The organism is Vreelandella aquamarina (genome assembly GCF_020075495.1).
GTDB classification, from domain to species: domain Bacteria; phylum Pseudomonadota; class Gammaproteobacteria; order Pseudomonadales; family Halomonadaceae; genus Vreelandella; species Vreelandella aquamarina_A.
Genome location: NZ_JABYQT010000001.1, coordinates 534,789 through 556,239 on the forward strand (window position 1 = coordinate 534,789; position 21,451 = coordinate 556,239).

19 protein-coding genes and 3 tRNA genes are annotated in these 21,451 nt (G+C 60.8%); 15 read left to right on the forward strand and 7 right to left on the reverse strand.

Features of this window, described 5'->3' with window-relative positions:
- The first annotated feature begins 76 nt into the window (after window positions 1-76).
- From phaC to HW452_RS02480, 3 genes are all read left to right on the forward strand, one after another.
- Window positions 77-1,915: a class I poly(R)-hydroxyalkanoic acid synthase gene (gene phaC, locus HW452_RS02470; protein ID WP_224104511.1), complete on the forward strand. Its 1,839-nt coding sequence runs from the start codon at window positions 77-79 to the stop codon at window positions 1,913-1,915.
- Window positions 1,916-2,130: 215 nt separating this feature from the next.
- Window positions 2,131-2,601, forward strand: a complete 471-nt coding sequence (locus HW452_RS02475; RefSeq protein ID WP_224104512.1) for a copper chaperone PCu(A)C — start codon at window positions 2,131-2,133, stop codon at window positions 2,599-2,601.
- Window positions 2,602-2,619: 18 nt separating this feature from the next.
- Window positions 2,620-3,201, forward strand: coding sequence for an SCO family protein (locus tag HW452_RS02480; RefSeq protein WP_224104513.1), 582 nt, complete (start codon window positions 2,620-2,622; stop codon window positions 3,199-3,201).
- Window positions 3,202-3,282: 81 nt separating this feature from the next.
- On the opposite strand, the gene HW452_RS02485 is transcribed toward HW452_RS02480, so the two are convergent.
- The 6 genes from HW452_RS02485 to miaB all read right to left on the reverse strand — a co-directional run bounded on the left by HW452_RS02485 (window position 3,283) and on the right by miaB (window position 9,213).
- The gene (locus HW452_RS02485; RefSeq protein ID WP_224104514.1) at window positions 3,283-3,621 is read right to left on the reverse strand and encodes a hypothetical protein; all 339 of its coding nucleotides are present in this window, start codon (window positions 3,619-3,621) and stop codon (window positions 3,283-3,285) included.
- A 64-nt stretch (window positions 3,622-3,685) separates the two neighbouring features.
- Window positions 3,686-5,158 (reverse strand): apolipoprotein N-acyltransferase, encoded by a 1,473-nt coding sequence (gene lnt, locus HW452_RS02490; RefSeq protein ID WP_224104515.1) that lies wholly within the window; start codon window positions 5,156-5,158, stop codon window positions 3,686-3,688.
- 41 nt (window positions 5,159-5,199) lie between these two features.
- Window positions 5,200-6,084 (reverse strand): HlyC/CorC family transporter, encoded by an 885-nt coding sequence (locus HW452_RS02495; protein ID WP_224104516.1) that lies wholly within the window; start codon window positions 6,082-6,084, stop codon window positions 5,200-5,202.
- A gap of 160 nt (window positions 6,085-6,244) precedes the next feature.
- Entirely contained in the window at window positions 6,245-6,706 is a 462-nt protein-coding gene (ybeY, locus tag HW452_RS02500; RefSeq protein WP_224104517.1) for an rRNA maturation RNase YbeY, read from the reverse strand.
- Window positions 6,703-7,782: a PhoH family protein gene (locus tag HW452_RS02505; protein ID WP_224104518.1), complete on the reverse strand. Its 1,080-nt coding sequence runs from the start codon at window positions 7,780-7,782 to the stop codon at window positions 6,703-6,705. Before HW452_RS02505 ends, ybeY begins: the two co-directional genes overlap by 4 nt.
- A gap of 87 nt (window positions 7,783-7,869) precedes the next feature.
- A complete protein-coding gene (gene miaB / locus HW452_RS02510) occupies window positions 7,870-9,213 on the reverse strand; it encodes a tRNA (N6-isopentenyl adenosine(37)-C2)-methylthiotransferase MiaB (RefSeq protein WP_224104519.1) in 1,344 nt (447 codons plus the stop codon).
- Window positions 9,214-9,396: 183 nt separating this feature from the next.
- Here miaB and HW452_RS02515 point away from each other — a divergent pair.
- From HW452_RS02515 to HW452_RS02525, 3 genes are all read left to right on the forward strand, one after another.
- Window positions 9,397-9,472: transfer RNA gene (locus tag HW452_RS02515), tRNA-Asn, on the forward strand.
- A gap of 47 nt (window positions 9,473-9,519) precedes the next feature.
- A tRNA-Asn gene (locus HW452_RS02520) sits at window positions 9,520-9,595 on the forward strand.
- A 54-nt stretch (window positions 9,596-9,649) separates the two neighbouring features.
- Window positions 9,650-9,725 (forward strand) — tRNA-Asn (locus HW452_RS02525).
- Between the two features lie 226 nt (window positions 9,726-9,951).
- On the opposite strand, the gene HW452_RS02530 is transcribed toward HW452_RS02525, so the two are convergent.
- On the reverse strand, window positions 9,952-11,712 hold the full coding sequence (locus HW452_RS02530; protein ID WP_224104520.1) for a sugar phosphorylase: 1,761 nt from the start codon (window positions 11,710-11,712) through the stop codon (window positions 9,952-9,954).
- A 250-nt stretch (window positions 11,713-11,962) separates the two neighbouring features.
- Between HW452_RS02530 and nrdR the strand changes: the two genes are divergently transcribed.
- The 9 genes from nrdR to lon all read left to right on the forward strand — a co-directional run bounded on the left by nrdR (window position 11,963) and on the right by lon (window position 21,308).
- Complete coding sequence (gene nrdR, locus HW452_RS02535; RefSeq protein WP_224104521.1) at window positions 11,963-12,463, forward strand: transcriptional regulator NrdR; 501 nt, start codon at window positions 11,963-11,965, stop codon at window positions 12,461-12,463.
- Entirely contained in the window at window positions 12,453-13,613 is a 1,161-nt protein-coding gene (ribD, locus tag HW452_RS02540; protein ID WP_224104522.1) for a bifunctional diaminohydroxyphosphoribosylaminopyrimidine deaminase/5-amino-6-(5-phosphoribosylamino)uracil reductase RibD, read from the forward strand. Before nrdR ends, ribD begins: the two co-directional genes overlap by 11 nt.
- Before the next feature lie 113 nt (window positions 13,614-13,726).
- Entirely contained in the window at window positions 13,727-14,893 is a 1,167-nt protein-coding gene (gene ribBA / locus HW452_RS02545) for a bifunctional 3,4-dihydroxy-2-butanone-4-phosphate synthase/GTP cyclohydrolase II (protein ID WP_224104523.1), read from the forward strand.
- A 4-nt stretch (window positions 14,894-14,897) separates the two neighbouring features.
- Window positions 14,898-15,386: a 6,7-dimethyl-8-ribityllumazine synthase gene (ribH, locus tag HW452_RS02550; protein ID WP_224104524.1), complete on the forward strand. Its 489-nt coding sequence runs from the start codon at window positions 14,898-14,900 to the stop codon at window positions 15,384-15,386.
- A complete protein-coding gene (nusB, locus tag HW452_RS02555; RefSeq protein ID WP_224104525.1) occupies window positions 15,383-15,886 on the forward strand; it encodes a transcription antitermination factor NusB in 504 nt (167 codons plus the stop codon). The genes ribH and nusB overlap by 4 nt, the downstream gene beginning before the upstream one ends.
- Window positions 15,887-15,922: 36 nt before the next feature.
- On the forward strand, window positions 15,923-16,900 hold the full coding sequence (thiL, locus tag HW452_RS02560; RefSeq protein WP_224104526.1) for a thiamine-phosphate kinase: 978 nt from the start codon (window positions 15,923-15,925) through the stop codon (window positions 16,898-16,900).
- Complete coding sequence (locus HW452_RS02565; protein WP_224104527.1) at window positions 16,897-17,370, forward strand: phosphatidylglycerophosphatase A family protein; 474 nt, start codon at window positions 16,897-16,899, stop codon at window positions 17,368-17,370. Before thiL ends, HW452_RS02565 begins: the two co-directional genes overlap by 4 nt.
- A 125-nt stretch (window positions 17,371-17,495) precedes the next feature.
- The gene (locus HW452_RS02570; protein WP_224104528.1) at window positions 17,496-18,752 is read left to right on the forward strand and encodes a DUF945 family protein; all 1,257 of its coding nucleotides are present in this window, start codon (window positions 17,496-17,498) and stop codon (window positions 18,750-18,752) included.
- A 93-nt stretch (window positions 18,753-18,845) separates the two neighbouring features.
- Window positions 18,846-21,308 carry an endopeptidase La gene (gene lon, locus HW452_RS02575; RefSeq protein ID WP_224104529.1) on the forward strand — a complete coding sequence of 821 codons (2,463 nt, stop codon included), beginning with the start codon at window positions 18,846-18,848 and terminating at the stop codon, window positions 21,306-21,308.
- Window positions 21,309-21,451 lie beyond the last annotated feature (143 nt).

Here is a 21,451-nt window from a genome sequence, read left to right on the forward strand (position 1 = left end):
CGGCGCCTTTCGGCGCCGTTTGCTTATTGTCTTGATGAAACGCCCGGCTTTGCGTCAGGCGTGAAGGGGAATCAGTATGCAGTCAGGGTGGGAAGTGCCGCCAAACGGCATGTCGTATGAAGATCTGCAGGCCTGGGGCACGCAGTTCAAGGAGGTCAGCGACCAGTATCAGGGGTTGATGCAGGATATGCTGGCACGCCTGGCCCCTTCTGAAGCCGCCGACTCGGTATACGCGGATATGCGCAAGAGCTTCGAGGCCGGTGCCAATGCCTTGGTGAACAACCCCCAACTGCTATGGCAGACCCAGACGCGCCTGCTGCAGGACCAGTGGCTGCTCTGGCAGCAAAGCGTGCGCGCCCTTGCCGGTGAGCAGGTCACTCCGCTGATTACCCCCGCCAAAAGTGACCGCCGTTTCAAGGACGAAGCCTGGACGCAGGACCCGTACTACATGGCAATCATGCAGCAGTACCTGCTGTTTTCCCAGGCGGTGGAAGAGCTGGTGGAGAGCCTGGACGGCATGGACAGCATCCAGCAGCGCAACCTGGCGTTCTACGCCCGCCAGCTGGTCAGCGCCATGGCGCCAACCAACTTCGTCTCCACCAATCCCGAAGTGATAAGGCGTACGCTGCAGACTCGCGGGCAGAACCTGGTAGACGGGCTGGCCCGGCTGCGCGAGGATCTGGAAAACTCCGCCGAAGGCATCAACGTCTGCATGACCGAGCGCAATGCCTTCGGCATTGGCGACAACATTGCCGTGACTCCCGGCGCGGTCGCATACGAAAACGAGCTGATTCAGCTGATTCAATACGCCCCAAGTACGCAACAGACCTTCAAGACGCCGCTTCTGATCGTGCCACCCTGGATCAACAAGTACTACATTCTTGACCTGCGCCAGGACAATTCCATGGTCAAGTGGCTGGTCGACCAGGGACACACGGTATTTCTGATCTCATGGCGCAACCCCGGGTCCGGGCAGCACGACATCACCTGGGCGGACTACATGCAGATGGGGCCGATCAGCGCCATGGACGCCGTCGAGCGCGCCTGCGGGGAAACGTCGGTCAATCTGCTGAGTTACTGTGTCGGTGGCACGCTGGCGGCTTCCACCGTTGCCTATCTGGCCGCTACCCGACGTGCTGACAGGGTGAAATCGGTCACCTACATGGCCACGCTGCAGGATTTTCGCGACCCTGGTGACATCGGCGTCTTCTTGAATGAGGCGGTGGTGCAGGGCATCGAGCACAGCATGCAGCTCAAGGGGTACCTGGATGGCCGCTCCATGGCCTATACCTTCAACCTGCTGCGTGAAAACGATCTTTTCTGGTCGTTCTACATCAACAATTACCTGAAGGGCGACATGCCCGCCGCCTTCGACCTGCTTCACTGGAATACCGACGGCACCAACCTGCCCGCAAGCACGCATGCCTGGTATCTGCGCCATATGTATCTTGAAAACCGTCTGGTCGAACCCGGCGGTATCGAGCTGGACGGCGTAAGCATTGATCTGCGCAAGGTGTCTACGCCAAGCTACTTCGTTTCCACCAGGGAAGATCACATCGCTAAGTGGAACAGCACCTATTACGGAGCGTTGCTGCCCAAGGGGCCGGTGACCTTCGTGCTCGGCGGTTCAGGGCATATTGCCGGCATCGTGAACCCGCCGCAGAAGAACAAGTACGGCTACTGGCGCAACGACGCGTTACCGGAAAGTCACGAGACGTGGCTGGAGCAGGCCACGTACAACGAAGGCTCCTGGTGGCCGCACTGGCAGACGTGGATGACCCAGAACGGCTACGCCGATAGTCAGAAGATGGTACCGGTACGGCAACCGGGGCAGGGCAAGCTCGACGTGATCGAGTCAGCTCCCGGGCGCTACGTGAAAATGACCATTCCGGACGTGTCAAGCGAGAACGCGTGAGGCAAGCTCTGCACTGCAGGATTATGTCGCTCCCAAGCCCTGGCCGCCGCTGGCCAGGGCTTTGTGATTTTTCACGATTGACATAATGTCGCAGTTGGTTTGTCCAGGCCCGGGTTCGGGCTATGGTAGCCAGGATTCTAGCGCAGCGCCCAGGCGCGACATGTTGTCTGACACGGCACCGGCGGCGCGGCAGCAATTCCTTTGAGGAGTAGTGAATGATGGCGAGTAACGTATTCGACGTGCTGAACACTCGTGCCTGCCGGGGGCTCGCACTCGGCGCTCTGGCCCTGATGCTGGGTACAGGTGTTGCCCAGGCAAGCACCCTTGAGGTGAGCAACCCCCGGCTGAGCCTGCTGCCCGGTAATACTCCTGGTGCGGGCTATTTCGAACTGGAAAACACGGGTGAGTCGACCGTGACGCTGGTGGGGGCCGAAAGCCCGGCGTTCGAGCGGGTCGAGATGCACGTAAGCTCGGAGCACGATGGCATGGCGCACATGCATGCTATCGAGTCGCTGGAGATTGCTCCTGGCGAGCGTATCGAGTTTGCCCCCAAGGGCCACCACCTGATGTTCATGCGCCGCGTCGAGGCGCTGAGCGAAGGCGATGAGGCGGAGGTCGTGCTCGAGTTCAGCGATGAGCAGCGCCTGCCGGTCACGTTTGCCGTCGTCTCTCCGGCTTCTCTGTAACCTGATAGGAAGTGATTCATGTATAAGTTGTTGCTCGCAGGGGTTGCCTCGGTATTGTTGGCCGGCTGCAGCGATCAGAGCTGGCGCACGACCGATATTGACGACATCATGCCCCCGCTCGATTTCACACTGATCGATGGAGAGGGGGAGACGGTACACGGCGAGGATTACCAGGGGAAAGCGACGCTTGTCTATTTCGGCTATACCTTCTGCCCCGACGTCTGTCCGATCACGCTGGCAAGGCTTGGCGATACCATACGCAGACTGGATGATGAAACGCGGGACAATATTCAGGTGCTGTTCATTTCCGTGGACCCGAGCCGCGACACGCCCGAGGTAGTGAAACGCTATGCCGATGCCTTCGGCCCCGAATTCGTCGGGCTGACCGGCAATCAGGCAGACATCGATGCGGTCACCAATCGTTACCGGATCGCCTACGAGTATGGTGAAGCCAACGAGGACGGCGACTACCTGGTGACCCACTCGAGCGCCGTTTTCGCCTTTGATCGTGAAGGTCAGGCGCAGTTTTTGGTGCGCGACAGCCACCCGGTATCGGACGCCGAGGCGGATATCAAGCGCCTGGCATCGCAGGGCGGATAGTGCTGGGGTTAATGATCAATTAGCGGTAAACAAAAAGGGCAACGCCACGGCGTTGCCCTTTTTTTCGTCTTGTGATGCGGCTCAGCAGACCGAGGAGAGGCCGCAACGCGATTTGTACAGGCGCGAGTTGATATCCAGTTCCACGTGCTCGCTATCGGTATCGTAGAAGAACGACGCGTAGCCGTTTTCCGAAGACGCGGTGCGGTAGAGCCCGCAAATGCCGTAGCCGTACTGCACTTTCTGCAGCTGGGAAAGTTCGATGTCGCTGGTCGTGTCGAGCTTCTGGGCCAGGGCGCGCTGAATATTGCTATCCACGTGGCTATCCGACAAGGCCTGGCTGCCAAAGATGGCAACGCCCAGTACCAGCACCAGTGCCAGTGGCAGAATAACAAGCAGGATGAAGGGGCGTGATTTGAGCATGGCGTTACCCTATGTCACCTGAATGGATGGGATGAGGCATTATAGCGCTGCGGGTCGGCGTCGCCTACTTGCCGCGACAACGTGTCAAGCCAAGCCCTGGCAGCAGCATGAGTCCGGCCAGCAGCCACGCAGGCCAGCTGCCAGTGCGAGTGAACGGCGTCGAACCCTGCATGGCATAGAACTCGCCCACCAGCGAGGTGGTTTCAAACTGTGGCGCCTGTGCGGTGATGCGGCCCTGATCATCGATGATCGCGGTGATGCCGTTGCTGGTGGCACGTATCACATAGCGGCCATTTTCGAGTGCCCTCAGCCGCGCCATCTGCAAATGTTGATGAGGGCCAAGAGAGGCGCCAAACCAGGTGTCGTTGGAAACGGTGAGCAGAACGTCGCTCTGCTCGGCGCGGCGTGCGACCAGCTGCGGGTAGATGATCTCGTAGCAGATCGCATTGCCAAGGCTTATGCCTGCAGCCTGCATGGGTGGCTGCTCATGAGCGCCCTTGGTGAAGCTCGACATGGGCAGGTCGAAGAAGTCGATGGCCCCGCGCAGCACGCTCTCGAGCGGCAGGTACTCGCCAAACGGTACCAGGTGCTCTTTCTGGTAGCTGCCTTCGACACTGCCCACACCGATCACGCCGTTGTAATAGCGGTTGGCCTCGTCCAACTGCACGATTCCCGTTACCAGCGCCACACCGGGCGGCAGGTTGGCCTGTACGCGTTCGAGCACCGGGCGAGCCTGAGTTTCCATCATCGGCAGCGCGGTTTCCGGCCAGATGATGATATCGGCCTCATCGGCAACCTCGGCGGTCAGGCGGCTGTAAGTGTTGGCGGCGATGCGCTGGCCATCCGAGGTCCATTTCAGCAGCTGAGGTAGATTGCCCTGCAAAAGCGCCACGCGAGTGGACGTCGTGGCCTGGGTCGTCCACTGCTGGGGAAGAGCCAGCGGAACAAGCCAGATGGCTGCGAGCGGTGCCACTGCCCACCACTGGCGGCGCATGATGAGTTCAGCGGCCAGCGTACCGCTGAGCACCACCAGCAGCGAAAGCAGGTAAACGCCACCAACCGGCGCCCAGCTGGCAAGCGGCGAGTCAACGTAGCCCGAGCCCAGCAGAAGCCACGGGAAACCGGTAAACAGGTAGGTACGCAGCACCTCGCCCAGCACCCACGCACCAGCGAAGCTCAAGAGCGCAAGCCGCGCGCCGAAGAAACGCCGGTAGAGCCAGAAGGTGCCGGCATAGAAAAGCGCCAGCACGGCCACGAACAACCCGGTCAAGAACACCGCCAGCGGCACGCCGGTATAGCCGTAGTCATGAATCGAGACATACACCCAGGAGGCACCGCTGGCAAACAGGGCCAGCCCGTAAAGCCAGCCCTTGAGGGCCGCCTGGGCCGGGGTCAGGGTGTGCAGGCCCACATACAGCAGGGCAATGGCCACCGGGCCAAGCCACCACAGCTCGAAGGGGGAGGCGGTAAGCGTGGTAAAGCCACCCGCGACGAGCGCCAGCAGCAGTTGAAGCAGGAAAACAGGCGTCGGCGCCATGGCGATATCCTATCGGCAGGTCGTGGTCGGCAAGGTCTGGGCTAGTCGCTTTCCGGCTCGTCGCCTTCGGCATCGCTGTCGCGGTAGGCTTCCAGCAGGCGAATGCGCCGGTTGTCGGCATTGAGCACCACAAAGCGCCAGCCGCCAAAGCGGGTATGTTCACCGCGGCCGGGCAGGTGGCCAAACTGCTGCATCACCAGGCCTCCCACGGTGTCGAATTCATCATCGGAGAACTCGGTTGCGAAGCGGTCGTTGAAGTCTTCGATGGGGGTGAGGGCACGTATGGCGAAGTGGCCGTTGTCCAGCGTGCGGATATCGTCCTCTTCGTCGGTATCATGCTCGTCTTCGATGTCGCCGACAATCTGCTCGAGAATGTCTTCGATGGTAATGATGCCGGCCGTGCCGCCGTACTCATCCACCACGATTGCCATATGGTTATGCGTATCGCGGAACTCCTTGAGCAGGCTGTTGAGCCGCTTGGATTCCGGGATGAACATGGCCGGACGCAGCACGTCGTCGAGCTTGAACGCATCGCGTCTCTCCTGGGTCTGGGAGAGCAGCGGCAGCAGATCCTTGACCAGCAGGATGCCTTTTACGTCATCCAGGTTTTCGCCGATCACCGGGTAGCGTGAGTGGCCGGTTTCCTGAATGAGCGGCAGATAGCCGTCACTGGTCTGGTCCAGAGCAATGGCCGAGACCTGGGAGCGTGGTATGAGTACCTCGCGCACCTGCTGGTCGCTGATTTCAAGCGCCCCTTCGATGATCATGATGGCGTCCTGATCGAGCTTCAACTTGCCTGCCGTATGGCGCAAGAACGTCATCAGCTCGTCGCGCGAGCTGGGTTCGTCGGAGTCACCGGTTAAGGCGCCAAAGAGTTTCTCGAGCCAGGATTTTTGATTGGGGGTGCTCGATCGGTCTTCGCTCATGCGTCAAATCTCTTGTTTACTGGGCAAGCACGTGTCTTCACGTGCAAGGGCAGGCGGTTTGCCAACCAGCGTTTTACTAACAAACGTTTACTAGCCAACATTTCAGCACTGACACGAAGCGTTATACCAGTCGCGCCGGGTCAATGTAACGGCTTTTGGCTCAAATATGATAAGGATCAGGAATATCGAACTCGGCCAGAAGTCTACGTTCGAGCTGCTCCATGGCCTCGGCTTCCTGCTCTTCGATATGATCGTAACCCATCAGGTGAAGCGTGCCGTGAACCACCATGTGCGCATAGTGGTTGACCAGAGGCTTTTGCTGCTCGCAGGCTTCCCGTGCGACTACTGCGTGGCAGATGACCAGATCACCCAGCAGCGGCAGCGTGATGCCGGGCGGGCTTTCGAACGGAAACGACAGCACGTTGGTCGGCTTGTCCTTGCCGCGATAGTCGCGGTTGAGCGTCTGGCTTTCCTGTTCATCGACAAAGCGGATGGTCAGCTCATCGCGTTCATCGTCCGGGTGATGGGAAAACACGCAGCCCACCCAGTGGGTGAGCTGTTCAAGGGTCGGAAGCGTGGGTTCATCGATCGCCGCCTGACGATCAATCACGATATCGCTCATCGCGACGAGTCTCCTTGGCGCATCTGGGATTGAATGCGCGCCTCACGCTCTTGCTGGCGCGCTTCCCGGCGGGCGCGCTCTTCGACTTCCTGCTGCGACTCGAACTCGTCGTAGGCTTCGATGATGCGCTGTACCAGAGGGTGGCGTACCACGTCCTTGGCGGCAAAGTGGGTCACCCCGATACCGGGTGTATCCTTGAGAACGTCCAGCACCTGGGACAAGCCCGAACGCTGCCCGCGCGGCAGATCGACCTGGGTGATGTCGCCAGTGATGACCGCCGTCGAACCAAAGCCGATCCGGGTCAGGAACATCTTCATCTGCTCCGGCGTGGTGTTCTGGCTCTCATCGAGAATGATGTAGGAGTTGTTGAGTGTACGCCCGCGCATGTAGGCAAGCGGAGCAATCTCGATCACCTGACGCTCGATCAGCTTGGCCACCTGCTCGAAGCCGATCATTTCATACAGCGCGTCGTACAACGGGCGCAGGTAGGGGTCGATCTTCTGCGCCAGGTCACCGGGCAGAAAGCCAAGCTTCTCGCCGGCTTCCACCGCCGGGCGCACCAGAAGGATACGGCGCACTTCCTGCTGGTTGAGCGCCTCGACCGCCGCCGCCACCGCCAGGTACGTCTTGCCGGTACCCGCCGGGCCAATGCCGAAGTTGATATCGTGTTCGCGAATGCTGGTCACGTAGCGCTGCTGGTTGAGGCCACGGGGCTTGATCATGGTGCGCGGCGTGCGCATGACCACGTCACCGCTACCGCCTTCGCCATCCTCTTCTTCTTCCAGCGCTTCAAGGCCGGATTCCTGAAGAAACAGGTGAACGGTATCGGCGGAAAGCTCGCTTGCCGCGGTTTCCCGATAAAGGTGTTCGAGTACGTTAGCCGCTGCCTTGATGCGGTTGGCCGCCCCGGCAAGCTGGAAGATGTTGCCGCGATTGCGCAACGTCACATCCAGCCGGCTTTCAATCAACTTCAAGTGCTCGTCCTGCTGGCCGCAAAGACTCGCCAGACGCTGCGGGTCATTGGGTTCAAGGCTTAGGGTAATGATGCGATTGGCCTGAGATGATGGCTGGCTCAAGAGTAGGAAACCCGTCAGTTGATGTATGTAGCTCTCAGCTTACTGCCCCGAACGGGGTCGGGGCAATTACCTGGGATAAGAGAGCGTTCAATAACGCTCTGCAGAGGCCAGCTCACCGCGCAGCGAGTTGGGGAAGGCTTCCGTGATGTCGATATCCACGAAGTAGCCGATCAGCTCGGTAGGATTGGACGCACGGAAGTTAACCACCCGGTTGTTCTCGGTACGCCCTGAGAGCAGGCCGGGGTCCTTGGGCGAGAAGCCGGTGACCAGAATGCGCTGGGTGGTGCCCACCATGCGCCGGCTGATCTGCGCGACGTTCTGCAGAATACGGTCCTGAAGAATCGCCAGGCGCTGCTTCTTGACGCTTTCTGGCGTGTCATCCGGCAGCGACGCCGCCGGGGTGCCGGGGCGCGCCGAGTAGACAAAGCTGAACGAGTGATCGAAGCCGATCCGGTGGATCAGATCCATGGTGGCTTCGAAATCCTCCTCGGTTTCACCGGGGAAGCCGATGATGAAGTCAGACGAGAAGCTGATGTCCGGCCGGTTGGCGCGGATGCGCTCCATCTTCTCGATGTACTCTTCTGCCGTATGGCCACGCTTCATGGCGCTCAGAATGCGATCAGAACCTGACTGCACCGGCAGGTGCAGGTGGCTGACCAGCTCCGGGATATCGGCGTAGGCATCCACCAGGCTGTCGGTAAACTCGACCGGGTGTGAGGTGGTAAAGCGTACGCGGTCGATGCCGTCCACGGCGGCCACACAGGCAATCAGCTCGGCAAGGTCGATCTCGTCGCCATCTTCGTTGTCGCCGCGGTAGGCGTTGACGTTCTGGCCCAGCAGGTTGATCTCGCGCACACCCTGGTCGGCCAGGTGCATGACCTCGTCCATCACCTTCTCGAACGGACGCGAGACCTCTTCACCGCGGGTGTAGGGCACCACGCAGAAGGTACAGTACTTCGAGCAGCCTTCCATGACGGAAACGAACGCGGTCGCGCCATCGGAAGTGGGCTGGGGCAGGTGGTCGAACTTCTCGATTTCCGGAAAGGTGACGTCGACCGCTGCAATCTGGTTGCTGCGCTTGGCATCCAGCATGGAAGGTACGCGGTGCAGGGTCTGCGGCCCGAACACCATGTCGACGAACGGCGCACGCTTGCGCAGCGCTTCGCCTTCCTGGCTCGCCACGCAGCCGCCAACGCCGATCACGAGGTCAGGATTGGCATCCTTGAGCTTTTTCCAGCGCCCCAGCTGGTGGAATACCTTCTCCTGGGCCTTTTCACGAATCGAGCAGGTGTTGAGAAGGATGACATCGGCCTCCTTCTCGTTGTCGGTCAGTTCAAGCTGGTGAGATTCGCCGAGCAGATCCGCCATGCGGGAGGAGTCGTACTCGTTCATTTGGCAGCCGTGCGTTTTGATGAAGAGCTTCTTCGCCATCGGTACCTGTCATCTATGGGTCGTCGGGGGACGAGGGATGAATGAAGTGTCGGGTCGTGGGCATTACCACGTTTGGATGACGCCTATTATACGGGCACAACAAACCCGGGGCTAGCATTCGCCCTTAATCGATACTTGACCTGCGCGTTTCTATGAGTATACTACGCACCGTGTTTGAGCAGTTCCTCGATAGCTCAGTTGGTAGAGCAAATGACTGTTAATCATTGGGTCGCAGGTTCGAGTCCTGCTCGAGGAGCCAACACGCCGCGTGGTGGCTCTGCTTGAAACACGATAGCTGAAGGTTGTTCCTCGATAGCTCAGTTGGTAGAGCAAATGACTGTTAATCATTGGGTCACAGGTTCGAGTCCTGTTCGAGGAGCCAAGCTATACCTACTTTTACTACCTGCTCGGTCAGCCGTTTCAGGTAGCGCATGATTCCTCGATAGCTCAGTTGGTAGAGCAAATGACTGTTAATCATTGGGTCGCAGGTTCGAGTCCTGCTCGAGGAGCCATCTCTCTATTTTCCCTCTGTTTTCAAGGCTAGTGCCAAGTTTGGCTGACGGTTGATGCCGGCAGTATCCGTGCGTTTTATCCTGTTGCCCGCTGCTTGATGCATTCGGGTGTTTTGGCGTGTCTGGAATTTCTGCCAATCAGCGCGGAAATCATGGCTATGCCTGCTTCCCGCGCTGGTCGACGTGTTGCGCCTCGTTCTATGTCGATCTTTTCTTGGCTATCGCGTCACTCCGTGGCCACCAGCCAGCGCGCCGCGTAGGGTGGAAGAGTTTCATCCACGTTCGGGTCGCCTGGGTCGAGCGAGCGCCAGCGGTGCTGCTCAAGTGCTTGAGTAACGGCCTCGCCCGCCTCGCTTAACGGCAGAGGAGTGTCGGTCACGTTGTAAAGTGCAAGCAGTCTGCGCCCGTCGGCCAGTGGGCCGCGCTCGATGGCCAGAAGCTGCGGCGGCGAGACCAGTACGCGCTGCGCGGCACTGGGGTGAAAGCAGGGCTCCTGGCGGCGCTGCTCCAGCCGTCGGCATAGTGCGTGAAAGATATAGTGGGTCGGGTTGGCCGTGTTATCCAGTAGCAGGTCTAGCTCGCTGCGCTGCCAGCGCCGCCGGTTGATCGAGCGTAGCCGCCCGCTGCGCTCGACGCCTTCCACATCGTTGAGCGTACTGGTCAGCGTATGGATATAGAGTGCCGGGATGCCCTGCAGGCTCAGCATGATGGCCTGGCTGCACAGAAAGCGGGCAACCTGCCACGGGTCTGGCCCGCGGCGAGTGCCGCGCATGGCCTCGAACCAGGTGATATTGATCTCGTAGGGCGTGTCGCTGCCATCGGCGTTGCTGCGCATGCTGACGAAACCGCCAAAGCGATGCATCAGCTCCAGCAGCGCGTCGCGTTCATGATCCGGCAGCAGCCCCTCCAGCGGACGTACGCCGATGCCATCGTGGCTCGCGGTAAAGTTCAGGTAGGTGCAGTGCCTGGGCAGTACCGGCAGGCTCGAAAGCCAGGCTTGGATGGTGTTGGACTCGCCCCGCGTCAGGGTGTGCAGTAAAAGCGGTGGAAGGGTGAACTGATAGACCATGTGAGCTTCGTCGGGCGGGCCGTCTGGCAGCCGCTCGAGCCCGAAGTAGCTGAGGTTCTCCTCATGGGGCACATTGGTTTCGGTCACCAGCAGGGTTCCCGGAGCCACGTGATCCACGATGGCGCGCAGCAGACGTACCACGGTGTGGGTTTCGGGCAGGTGAATGCAGGAAGTGCCCAGCCGTTTCCACAGGAATGCCACGGCATCCAGGCGGATCATGCGCGCTCCCTGTTCGAGATAGAACAGCAAGATGCCCACGAACTCGAGCAGCACGTCCGGGTTTTCAAAGTTCAGGTCGAGCTGGTCTTCCGAAAAGGTCGCCCACAGATGGCGGGTACCCCGGCGCGTGGATACCGGCACCAGCAGCGGACTGCTGCGCGGGCGGGTCACGGCAGAAACGTCCGTTTCCGGATCGACTTCGATAAAGTAGTCACGGCCTGGCTGGCTGCCGCTCAGATAGTCGACAAACCAAAGCGACTCGCGGGAGACGTGGTTGAGTACCAGGTCGGCCATCACGTCGTAGTGGCTGGCCAGCGCCTGGATATGCTGCCAGTCGCCAAGCTCGGGGTTGACTTCGCGGTAGTGAATGACCGAGAAGCCGTCATCGCTGCTCCAGGGAAAGAAGGGCAGCACGTGAACGCCACTGATGCGATCCTGCAAGCGCGTCTGGAGGAAATCATCGAGCACGGCCAGTGGCGGGGTGTCGGCATCGATGATGGAGTCGCCATAGCAGATCAGCCACTGGTCCTGTTCGCTCCAGGCGGGTGCCTGGAGCGTGCTGGCAGCAGATGTGCCGGGTGCCGGGGTGGATGAGCGAAAATGCTCGAGATGCTGCTGCAAACGGCGCATGACCTCATCGGCCCTGGGGCCGTAGAGATGGGTCAGGTAGCCATGAACCTTCTTTTCGAACGTTGCCATGCAGGTCTCCTCATCAGCCGTCAGTATTGCGCGTTTCATGGTGCGTGCATCATGGTACGTGCATCGAATAAATGCAGCTTGTGTGCCAAATCGTTACAATGCAGGGTTAATACCGCGTTTAACCCCCTTCAGGCATGTGAACGTGTGTCTGGCAAGTGAGTTGAAGCGCTTGGAAACAGTGAGTGAGAACAGGTTATAACATGCTTATTCGTGCAGCTTACAGCACGGGCTGACAACAGGGTTGACCGCTATGCATTGCCCTTTTTGTGGTGCGAACGATACACGAGTGACCGATTCGCGACTGGTGGCGGAAGGTGATCAGGTGCGTCGGCGTCGCCAGTGCGCCAGCTGCCACGAGCGCTTCACGACCTATGAAACCGCCGAACTCTTGATGCCCCGTGTGGTGAAGTCCGACGGTTCACGGGAAAGTTTCAACGAAGCCAAGCTGCGTGACGGTATGGTGCGGGCGTTGGAGAAGCGCCCGGTCAGCGCCGAGGCCATCGAAGCCGCCGTCGAGCGGATTCGCCAGACGTTGCGTGCCCGAGGCGACCGCGAGATCAACGCGCGCGATATCGGTGAATCGGTCATGCAGGCATTGAAAAATCTGGATCAGGTGGCCTATATCCGGTTTGCCTCGGTATATCGCAAGTTCCAGGACCTGGATGAGTTTCGTGCCGAAATCGACCGGCTCTCCCAGGAGCCTGCGCATCTGTCGGCTGCCATGCAAAAGGAGCCGCCCCATGAGTCGTGAGGCCGCGTTCAGCGAAGCGGATCACCGCCATATGGCGCGGGCGTTGATGCTTGCCCGTCAAGGGCTTTATACCACCGACCCCAATCCGCGGGTTGGCTGCGTGATCGTCCAGCATCCCCCCGGACAGCCGGAGCGAGTAGTGGGCGAGGGGTACCATTTGCGCGCTGGCGAGCCGCATGCCGAAATTCATGCGCTGAGCGCTGCCGGTGAGCATGCCAAGGGCGCGACCGCCTATGTGACCCTCGAGCCGTGCTCGCACACTGGCCGAACGGGCCCCTGCGCTGTTGCGCTCCTGGACGCCCAGGTGGCGCGGGTAGTCGTTGCCATGGTGGACCCGAACCCCCGGGTGAGCGGTCGAGGCATCGAGATACTTCGGGCAGCGGGAATCGACGTCAGTGTAGGGCTTCTGGAACAGGACGCGCGCGCCTTGAACCCGGGGTTCATCGCCCGCATGCAGCACAAGCGGCCCTTCGTGCGCCTCAAGATGGCCATGAGCCTGGATGGCCGCACGGCCATGGGGTCGGGCGAGTCACAGTGGATAACCGGCCCGGAGGCGCGCCGCCACGTTCAGCGCCTGCGGGCGCGCTCAAGCGCCATTCTGAGCGGCGTCGAGTCCATCATCATGGACGATTCACGCCTGACCCTGCGTGCCGAGCAGCTGCAGCTGGATAATGCGGACAGCGTCGTGCTGCGCCAGCCGCTGCGGGTGATTCTGGATACTCGGCTGCGCCTGCCGCTTGCCGCTGCCTGCCTGCGCGAACCCGGTCGCACGCTGGTCATGACCACGCCGGATCACTCACCGGAAAAGCGCGCCAAACTGACCGCCGCCGGCGCCGACATACAGGTCTTCGAGCCTGGCCCGGACGGGCGCCTGCCGCTCGAGGAGTTGCTTGGCTGGCTGGCCGAGCATGAGCAGGTCAATGAACTGCTGGTGGAAACCGGTGCGACCCTGGCGGGCGCCCTGCTGGATGCGCGCCTGGTGGACGAACTGCAGCTTTTTGTCGCGCCGACCCTGCTGGGGGGTGAGGCCAGGCCGCTCTTTGCACTGCCTGGGCTTTCGCGGATGGCCGACCAGCGGCGTCTGGCGATTCACGACATGCGTGCAGTAGGCCGCGACTGGCGTATTATCGCCACCCTGCAGCCTGACTAGCGCACGCAGCGATAGCAGGGTACTCTGTCGTCAATTTCGGGTCGTCAAATTCGGGGCGTCAAATTAGGGTCGTCGATTTCACCGACCGTGTGAATACATATTTGGGAGATTTCATGGCGCACACCTCCTCCGGGGGCCTGGCCTCTATTGCCGAGCTGGTGGACGATATCCGCCAGGGCAAGATGGTGATTCTCATGGATGACGAGGATCGCGAGAATGAAGGCGATATCATCATGGCGGCCGAGAAGGTCGGCGCTGAGCATATCAACTTCATGGCACGTTTTGCGCGCGGGCTTATCTGCATGCCGATGACGCGCCAGCGCTGCGAGCAGCTCAATCTGCCGCTGATGGTCCATGACAATGGGTCGGGCTTCGGTACCAAGTTCACGCTCTCGATCGAGGCGACCCGGGGCGTGACGACGGGCATTTCCGCCGCCGACCGGGCGCGCACCGTTCAGGCCGCCTGCGCGCCGCACGCCAAGCCGGCCGATATCGTTCAGCCCGGACATATCTTTCCGCTGATGGCCGAACCCGGTGGCGTACTGCGCCGGGCCGGGCACACCGAAGCCGCCTGTGACCTGGCGGCACTGGCAGGCTGTGACCCCAGCGGTGTGATCTGCGAGATCATGAACGATGATGGCAGCATGGCGCGCCGGCCGGAACTTGAAGCCTTTGCCCGCGAGCATGACATCAAGATCGGCACCATTGCCGATCTGATCCACTACCGGATCGTCAACGAGCAGACGGTAGACCATGTGGAGACCACCCAGGTATCGACCTCTCAGGGCGAGCTTGCCCTGCACGTGTTCCGCGACCGCATTCAGGGGGCGCACCACATGGCGCTGGTCAAGGGCCAGCCGACTCCTGAACAGGCAACCACCGTGCGCGTTCATCTGGCCGACACGCTGCGCGATGTACTCGGCCTGAACAAGGGTGAGCAGGGACGCTGGAATGCCCAGCAGGCGCTGGAAGAAATCGCCAGCTCGCCTGCCGGTGTACTGGTGCTGCTTGATGACGGGCGTCCGCACCAGGATTTGAAAGACCAGTTGGACGTGTTTCTGGATCGCGTGCGCCAGCCGCGCACCAGCGATTTCGACGGCACGGGCAACTATTTAACGATTGGTACTGGCTCGCAGATCCTGCGCCATCTCGGTGTGGGCAAGATGCGGCTATTAAGCTCCCCGTGGAAGTTTTCAGCGCTTTCAGGCTTCGATCTCGAAGTCATTGAGCTGGTAGGTCCCAATGACACGGCGTATGAGCCAAATTCTCAGCAGGAATAATTAGATGCAATCCCTCTCTCAAGTGGAAGGTACGTTTGTCGACGTCGATGGTCGGTACGTTATCGTGGTGGGCAGATTCAACCATCACGTGGTGGATAGCCTGGTGGAAGGCGCGATCGACAGCCTGACGCGTCATGGCGTCGATGCCGAAAACATTCATATCGTTCACGTACCGGGCGCCTGGGAACTGCCGCTGGCCGTCAAGCGCGTGCTCAACGTGATGAAGCCGGATGCGGTCATTGCCCTCGGCGCGGTGATTCGCGGCGGCACCCCGCATTTTGAATATGTGGCGGGCGGCTGCAACACCGCCATAAACCACCTGCAGCTGGAGTTCGACACTCCGGTGGCCAACGGCGTACTGACCGTCGAGTCCATCGAGCAGGCGATCGAGCGCGCCGGCACCAAGGCGGGCAATAAAGGTACCGAAGCTGCCATGGCCGCCATGGAAATGGTTTCTCTGCTGCGTGCGTTACCGGCAGGAGATTCCCAATGAGTGAGCGCCGTGAGCGTAAGCCGTCCGCCGCCCAGCAGAGCCGTCATGCGGCCCGCGAGCTGGCGGTGCAGGGGCTTTACCAGTGGCAGATGACCGGTAAGTCGATCTCGAGCGTCGAAGCCGAGTTCCGTAGCCAGGTGGCCGATGATGATCTTGAAGATCACGAGAACTGGGTGAAGATCATGGAAATTGCCGACAAGGCGCTTTTTCATGAGCTGCTGCACAACACCGCACGCTTCAAGGCCGAGCTTGACCGGGAAATATCCCCGCTGCTGGATCGCCGCCTGGAAGACCTGGACGCGGTGGAGCTTGCCATTCTGCGCCTGGGGGCTTACGAGCTTTCCCGGCGCATGGAAGTCCCCTACCGGGTCGTCATCAATGAAGGTGTCGAGCTTGCCAAGTCGTTTGGCGCTACCGACGGCCATAAATACGTAAACGGCATCCTCGACAAGCTGGCCAACCGCTTGAGAAGTGCCGAAGTCAGCGCCCGCCGTTTATAACGGCGCACTGGCTGATACTGTGTTTAAGGGGCCTTTGTGCTTGCCGAATTTGATTTGATTCGCCGTTATCTGGTGCCATCGCCTGCGCGACACGCGGCAGATGGTATCGCACTGGGCAATGGCGATGACGCTGCCCTGTTAGTGCCTCGCGCGGGTCATCAGTTGGCGGTCAGCGTAGATACCTCGGTGGTCGATGTTCACTTCCCCGGTGATGCCCCGGCGTTTGCGGTGGGGCATCGCGCGCTGGCCGTGGCGCTGAGCGACCTGGCCGCCATGGGGGCAACGTCGCGCTGGTGTTTCATGGCGCTGACATTTGACCAGCGCCACTTTGCAGACGATGCCGCGACCCAGGCGTGGATGGAAGGGTTTGGCCAGGGGTTTCATGGCCTGTGCGAGCGTCACGCCACCACCCTGGCCGGCGGCGACGTCACCTCCGGGGCATTGACCGTTGGCGTGACTGTCATGGGGGAGACGCCCCAGGGCCTGAGCCTGCGCCGTGGTGGCGCCAATGTCGGTGACGTCATTGCCGTGACCGGAGAACTCGGCGGCGGCGCCGGAGGGCTTGCGCTCTGGCAGAAGGGAGAGCGCAGCCTCGAGCATCCGCTGCTGCGCCGCTATCTGCTGCCCGAACCGCGCCTGGCAGCGGGTGAGGCGCTCTTGCATCTTGCTTCTTCGGCCATCGATATTTCAGATGGACTGCTTGCAGACCTTGGCCACCTACGCCACGCCTCGAACGTTGGTGCTGCGCTGGACATGGACGCGCTGCCGCTGGCATCAGGGCTCGAAGAAGCGCTGGGGCGTGAAGCCGCGCTTCAGGCTGCCCTTTCCGGCGGAGATGACTACGAGTTGCTGGTGACGCTGGCGCCGGAGAACGTCGAAAAGGCGCGTCAGCAGCTACGCGAGCTGGGGCTGGCATTGACGGTGATCGGCCATTGCCGTGAGGAGCCTGGTGTACACGGCATACCCGTTGGCGGCCGCGCCGGCTGGCAGCATTTTAATGAGGGAACGCCATGAACCGTGCACCATCAAGTGTGTGGCGTCGCCCAACGCATTTTTTCGCGTTTGGTCTAGGGAGTGGCACCGTACCCTGGGCGCCAGGTACATTCGGCACGCTCGCCGCCATCCCTTTTTATTGGATGATGGCCGATTTACCACTAGGGTGGTACCTGGGCATCGTGCTGGTGGCATTTGTCATCGGCGTCTGGCTGTGCGACAAGACGTCCCATGATCTGGGCGTCCATGATCACTCCGGCATCGTCTGGGATGAATTCGTGGGCTACTGGATCACCATGGCGGCGGTACCGTTTTCCTGGGAAGCGGCACTGTGGGGCTTTATCGTGTTCCGCATCTTCGATGTCTTCAAGCCCTGGCCCATCCGCTGGGCAGATCGGCGGGTCGCCGGTGGCTTTGGCATCATGATCGATGATGTGATGGCTGGCATCTATGCCTGGAGTACGCTGCACCTCTGGTACTGGCTTCACTAGAACGCCTTTTCGCCGTAATCGACGCAGCCGGCCAAGGCACGGCTGCAGCATGACCACAGGTAACGCCAAGACGAACGCCAAAACGAGAATTACTCCCTACTGATGCGGTTGCTCAAGGAGATGGCATGCGCAAGGAACGATTGATCGTCCCCATTCTGGTGGCGATAGCCGTTGTCTGGATGGCAGGACAGCTGCTGTCCAGCGTGCTGTTCGAGCGCAGCCTGCGTCAGGCGCTGGAGGATCTGGAAGCGCGCGGGGAGTGGCGCGTTACCCGTCCTGAGAGTAACCGGGGCTGGTTAAGTTCCCAAGGGCGGCTTTTGCTGTCTCCTCTGCTTGGTCGCCCGTGGCGCCTCGAGCTTACCTACAGCGCTCGTCACGGCATCCTGAGCACCGACGTGGAAGGCACGTTTCTACCCCGTCTGGATACCGCCTTGCAGCGCGCCGTGGGCGAAGTGACCGCCGCATCTGCGCCGCGCTGGAAGGGGCGTTATCACACCCTGAGCGGGCGCAGCGAACTTCAGCTGGCGCTGGCGCCCTTCATCATCGAGCAAGGCGGCCGCGAGCTCGAGGTGCGGGGGGCAAGGCTGCGCCTGGAAGGCATGTTTGGCGACTGGCGCCTGCGCATGCGCCTCGACCACTTGGCATTGACCGATGGCCTGGCACAGCTGAGCCTGGGGCCTGCGCAGCTGGAAAGCCGCTATACCTACATCGATGATGCCTACCATTTTGCCCAGCGCGATCACCTGCAGATCGATGCCCTGACACTGCGCTATCCCGCCTACGAGATTCAGCTGGCGCCGCTCAACCTGCACAGCCATACGGTGCTGGACGAGAGCGAGCTGCGTATCAAGGGGGAGCTGGTCATGGGGAACATGATGGTGCCCTCCGAAGCACCGGATACGCCGCTGCTCAACGGGCGCATCGAAATGGAGCTTTCCCGTCTGAACGCCGATGCCATCCGCCAGACCATTCGGCGGCTACGCCAGGAAGCGGCGTGGGGAGATACCAGCCTGCCCATGGCAGAGGGGCTGCTGGCCCGCCTTGAGCCGGACCTGCTGCAAGTGCTGAGCGATTCGCCGCGCCTGGATGTATCAACCGTTGCCCTGGAAAGCCCGCTGCTGGGTATCCGGCTGGATGCTGACGGGGCACTGTTCTTCGATGCTCGCAAGCTCGACCAGCTCAGCGTGACCAGTCTGGAGTCGCCTGAAGGGCGCGCACGCTGGCGGGAGCGTCTGGACGGTGATTTCATCTGGCACGATGCACCTACGGTGGCCGCACTGTGGCTTGGGCTGCCACTGGGTACGCGCGAGCTGCAGTTTGACGTGATTCGTGGCGACTGGCGGGTCAACGGCCGACCCATGCCGGAGCTATGGCCACAATAGCGCGTCACAAGGGTTGAAGTTTCCGCCAGGCGCCCACATTCCATAAGCAGTCACAGGCGGCGTGACCGCCGATATCTGTTTATGGGAGTGCGCATGAGCGACCAGGATTACGACCGCGATCACGATAATCTCGACTGGCTGGCTGAAGACGACCATTCGTCCCATGAGGGCGGCGACAAGGGCGAGCAAGCTCATCGCTCTGATGGTGAAAGGGTCAGCTCGCTGGTGCCCGCCAGCGATATGCTGCCCGAGCGTATCTATCTTCTCCCGATCCATAACCGCCCCTTTTTCCCCGCCCAGGTACAGCCGCTGGTCATCAACCGCGAACGCTGGGAAGAGACCATGCGCCGGGTGGGCAATACGCCTCATAAGACCCTGGGCGTGGCCTTCGTAGGCGAGGGTGGGGTGGAATCACTCGATCATGAGGGTTTCCCGGCCATCGGCACGGCGGTGAAGGTACACAAGCTCAAGGGCGAGGATCAGCAGATCCAGTTCATTGCCCAGGGCGTGCAGCGCTTTCAGATACAGCGCTGGCTCTCCAAGGAGCCACCTTATCTGGTAGAGGTCACCTACCCTAAAGAGCCCGTGGATGCCGAGAACGAAGAGACTCGCGCCTACGCCATGGCGATCATCAACGGCATCAAGGAGCTGCTGCCGATCAACCCACTGTATGGTGAAGAGCTCAAGCACTACCTCAATCGCTTCAGCCCGCACCAGCCTGGGCCGTTGACCGACTTTGCCGCCGCGATCACCTCCGCCAAGGGCCCTGAGCTGCAGGACGTGCTGGCCACGCTGCCGGTGGCCGAGCGGATGCACAAGGTGCTGCCGCTGCTGCGCAAGGAGATCGACGTTGCCCAGCTGCAAAGCGAGATCAGCGAGCAGGTCAATGCGCAGATGCAGGACCGCCAGCGCGAGTTCTTCCTGCGCGAGCAGCTCAAGGTCATTCAGCGCGAGCTGGGTATTTCCAAGGATGACCGCGAAAACGATGTCGATACCTTTAGAAACCGCCTTGAATCACTCGTGGTGCCCGAGCGGGTGCAGGGGCGCATCGATGACGAGCTCAACAAGCTCAGCGTGCTGGAAACCGGCTCGCCGGAGTACGGCACCACCCGCAACTACCTGGATTGGCTGACCTCCTTGCCGTGGGGCGTGACCAGCCAGGACAAGCTCGACCTGGGGCACGCTCGGGAAGTGCTCAACCGCGACCACGACGGCCTGCAGGATGTGAAAGAACGCATCGTCGAGTTCCTGGCCGAGGGTACCTTCAAGGGCGATGTAGGGGGCTCCATCGTGCTGCTCGTGGGCCCGCCCGGGGTGGGCAAGACCTCCATCGGCCGCTCGATTGCCGAAGCGCTGGGTCGTGAGTTCTACCGCTTCTCGGTTGGCGGGATGCGCGATGAGGCGGAGATCAAGGGCCATCGACGCACCTACGTAGGCGCCATGCCGGGCAAGCTGGTCCAGGCGTTCAAGGAAGTGGAAGTCGAGAATCCGGTCATCATGCTCGACGAGATCGACAAGCTTGGCCAATCGTTTCAGGGCGACCCCGCCTCGGCGCTTCTCGAGGTGCTCGACCCCGAGCAGAACGTCGACTTCCTCGATCACTACCTGGATGTGCGGATGGACCTTTCCAAGGTGCTGTTCATCTGTACGGCCAACACGCTCGATTCGATCCCCGGCCCGCTTCTTGACCGCATGGAGCAGATTCGCCTCTCCGGCTATATCGCCGAAGAGAAGCTGGCCATTGCCAAGCATCACCTGTGGCCAAAACTGCTCAAGCGGGACAATTTGTCCAAGAAGCGCATCAACCTTTCCGATGCGGCACTGAAGCAGGTCATCGACGGCTACGCCCGGGAGGCCGGTGTGCGCCAGCTTGAAAAACAGCTGCACCGCATCGTGCGCAAGGCGGCGGTCAAGCTGCTCGAAGAGGAGTCGGATACCGTCAAGATCTCGGTCAAGAATCTGGAAGAGTTCCTTGGTGCGCCTATTTTCCGCAAGGAGAAGGTGCTCAAGGGGCAAGGCGTTGTCACCGGGCTTGCCTGGACCTCCATGGGCGGGGCAACTCTGCCGATCGAGGCCGGCAAGGTGCATGCGCTGGACCGTGGCTTCAAGCTGACCGGCAAGCTTGGCGATGTCATGAAGGAGTCGGCCAATATTGCCTACAGCTATACCCTCGGCCATCTGCAGGATTATGGCGCCGATGCCGACTTCTTTGATTCTGCCTTCGTGCACCTGCACGTACCGGAAGGCGCGACACCCAAGGATGGCCCATCCGCCGGGGTGACCATGACCACGGCGCTATTGTCGCTTGCCAAGCACCAGGCGATCGACCGGCCCCTGGCAATGACCGGTGAGCTGACGCTGACAGGCCAGGTGCTTCCGGTCGGCGGCATTCGTGAAAAGGTAATTGCCGCACGGCGCAGCGATATCTTCGAGGTCATTCTGCCCGAGGCCAACCGGCGCGACTACGAGGAGCTGCCGGATTACCTAAAGGAGGGCATGACGGTTCACTTCGCCAATCGCTACCAGGACGTGGCCAAGGTGGTCTTCAAGGCGTAAGGGTAGTCATCAAGGCGTAGAGGTAGTCATAAGGAGTAAAGTTAGCTGTCAAGAAGCAGTAGCTGGCTAATTTTAAAGCTGTTTCATCAAACCGTCATACAACGCCGTGCGGAAGTACGGCGTTTTTTTATAGTTATTCGTTA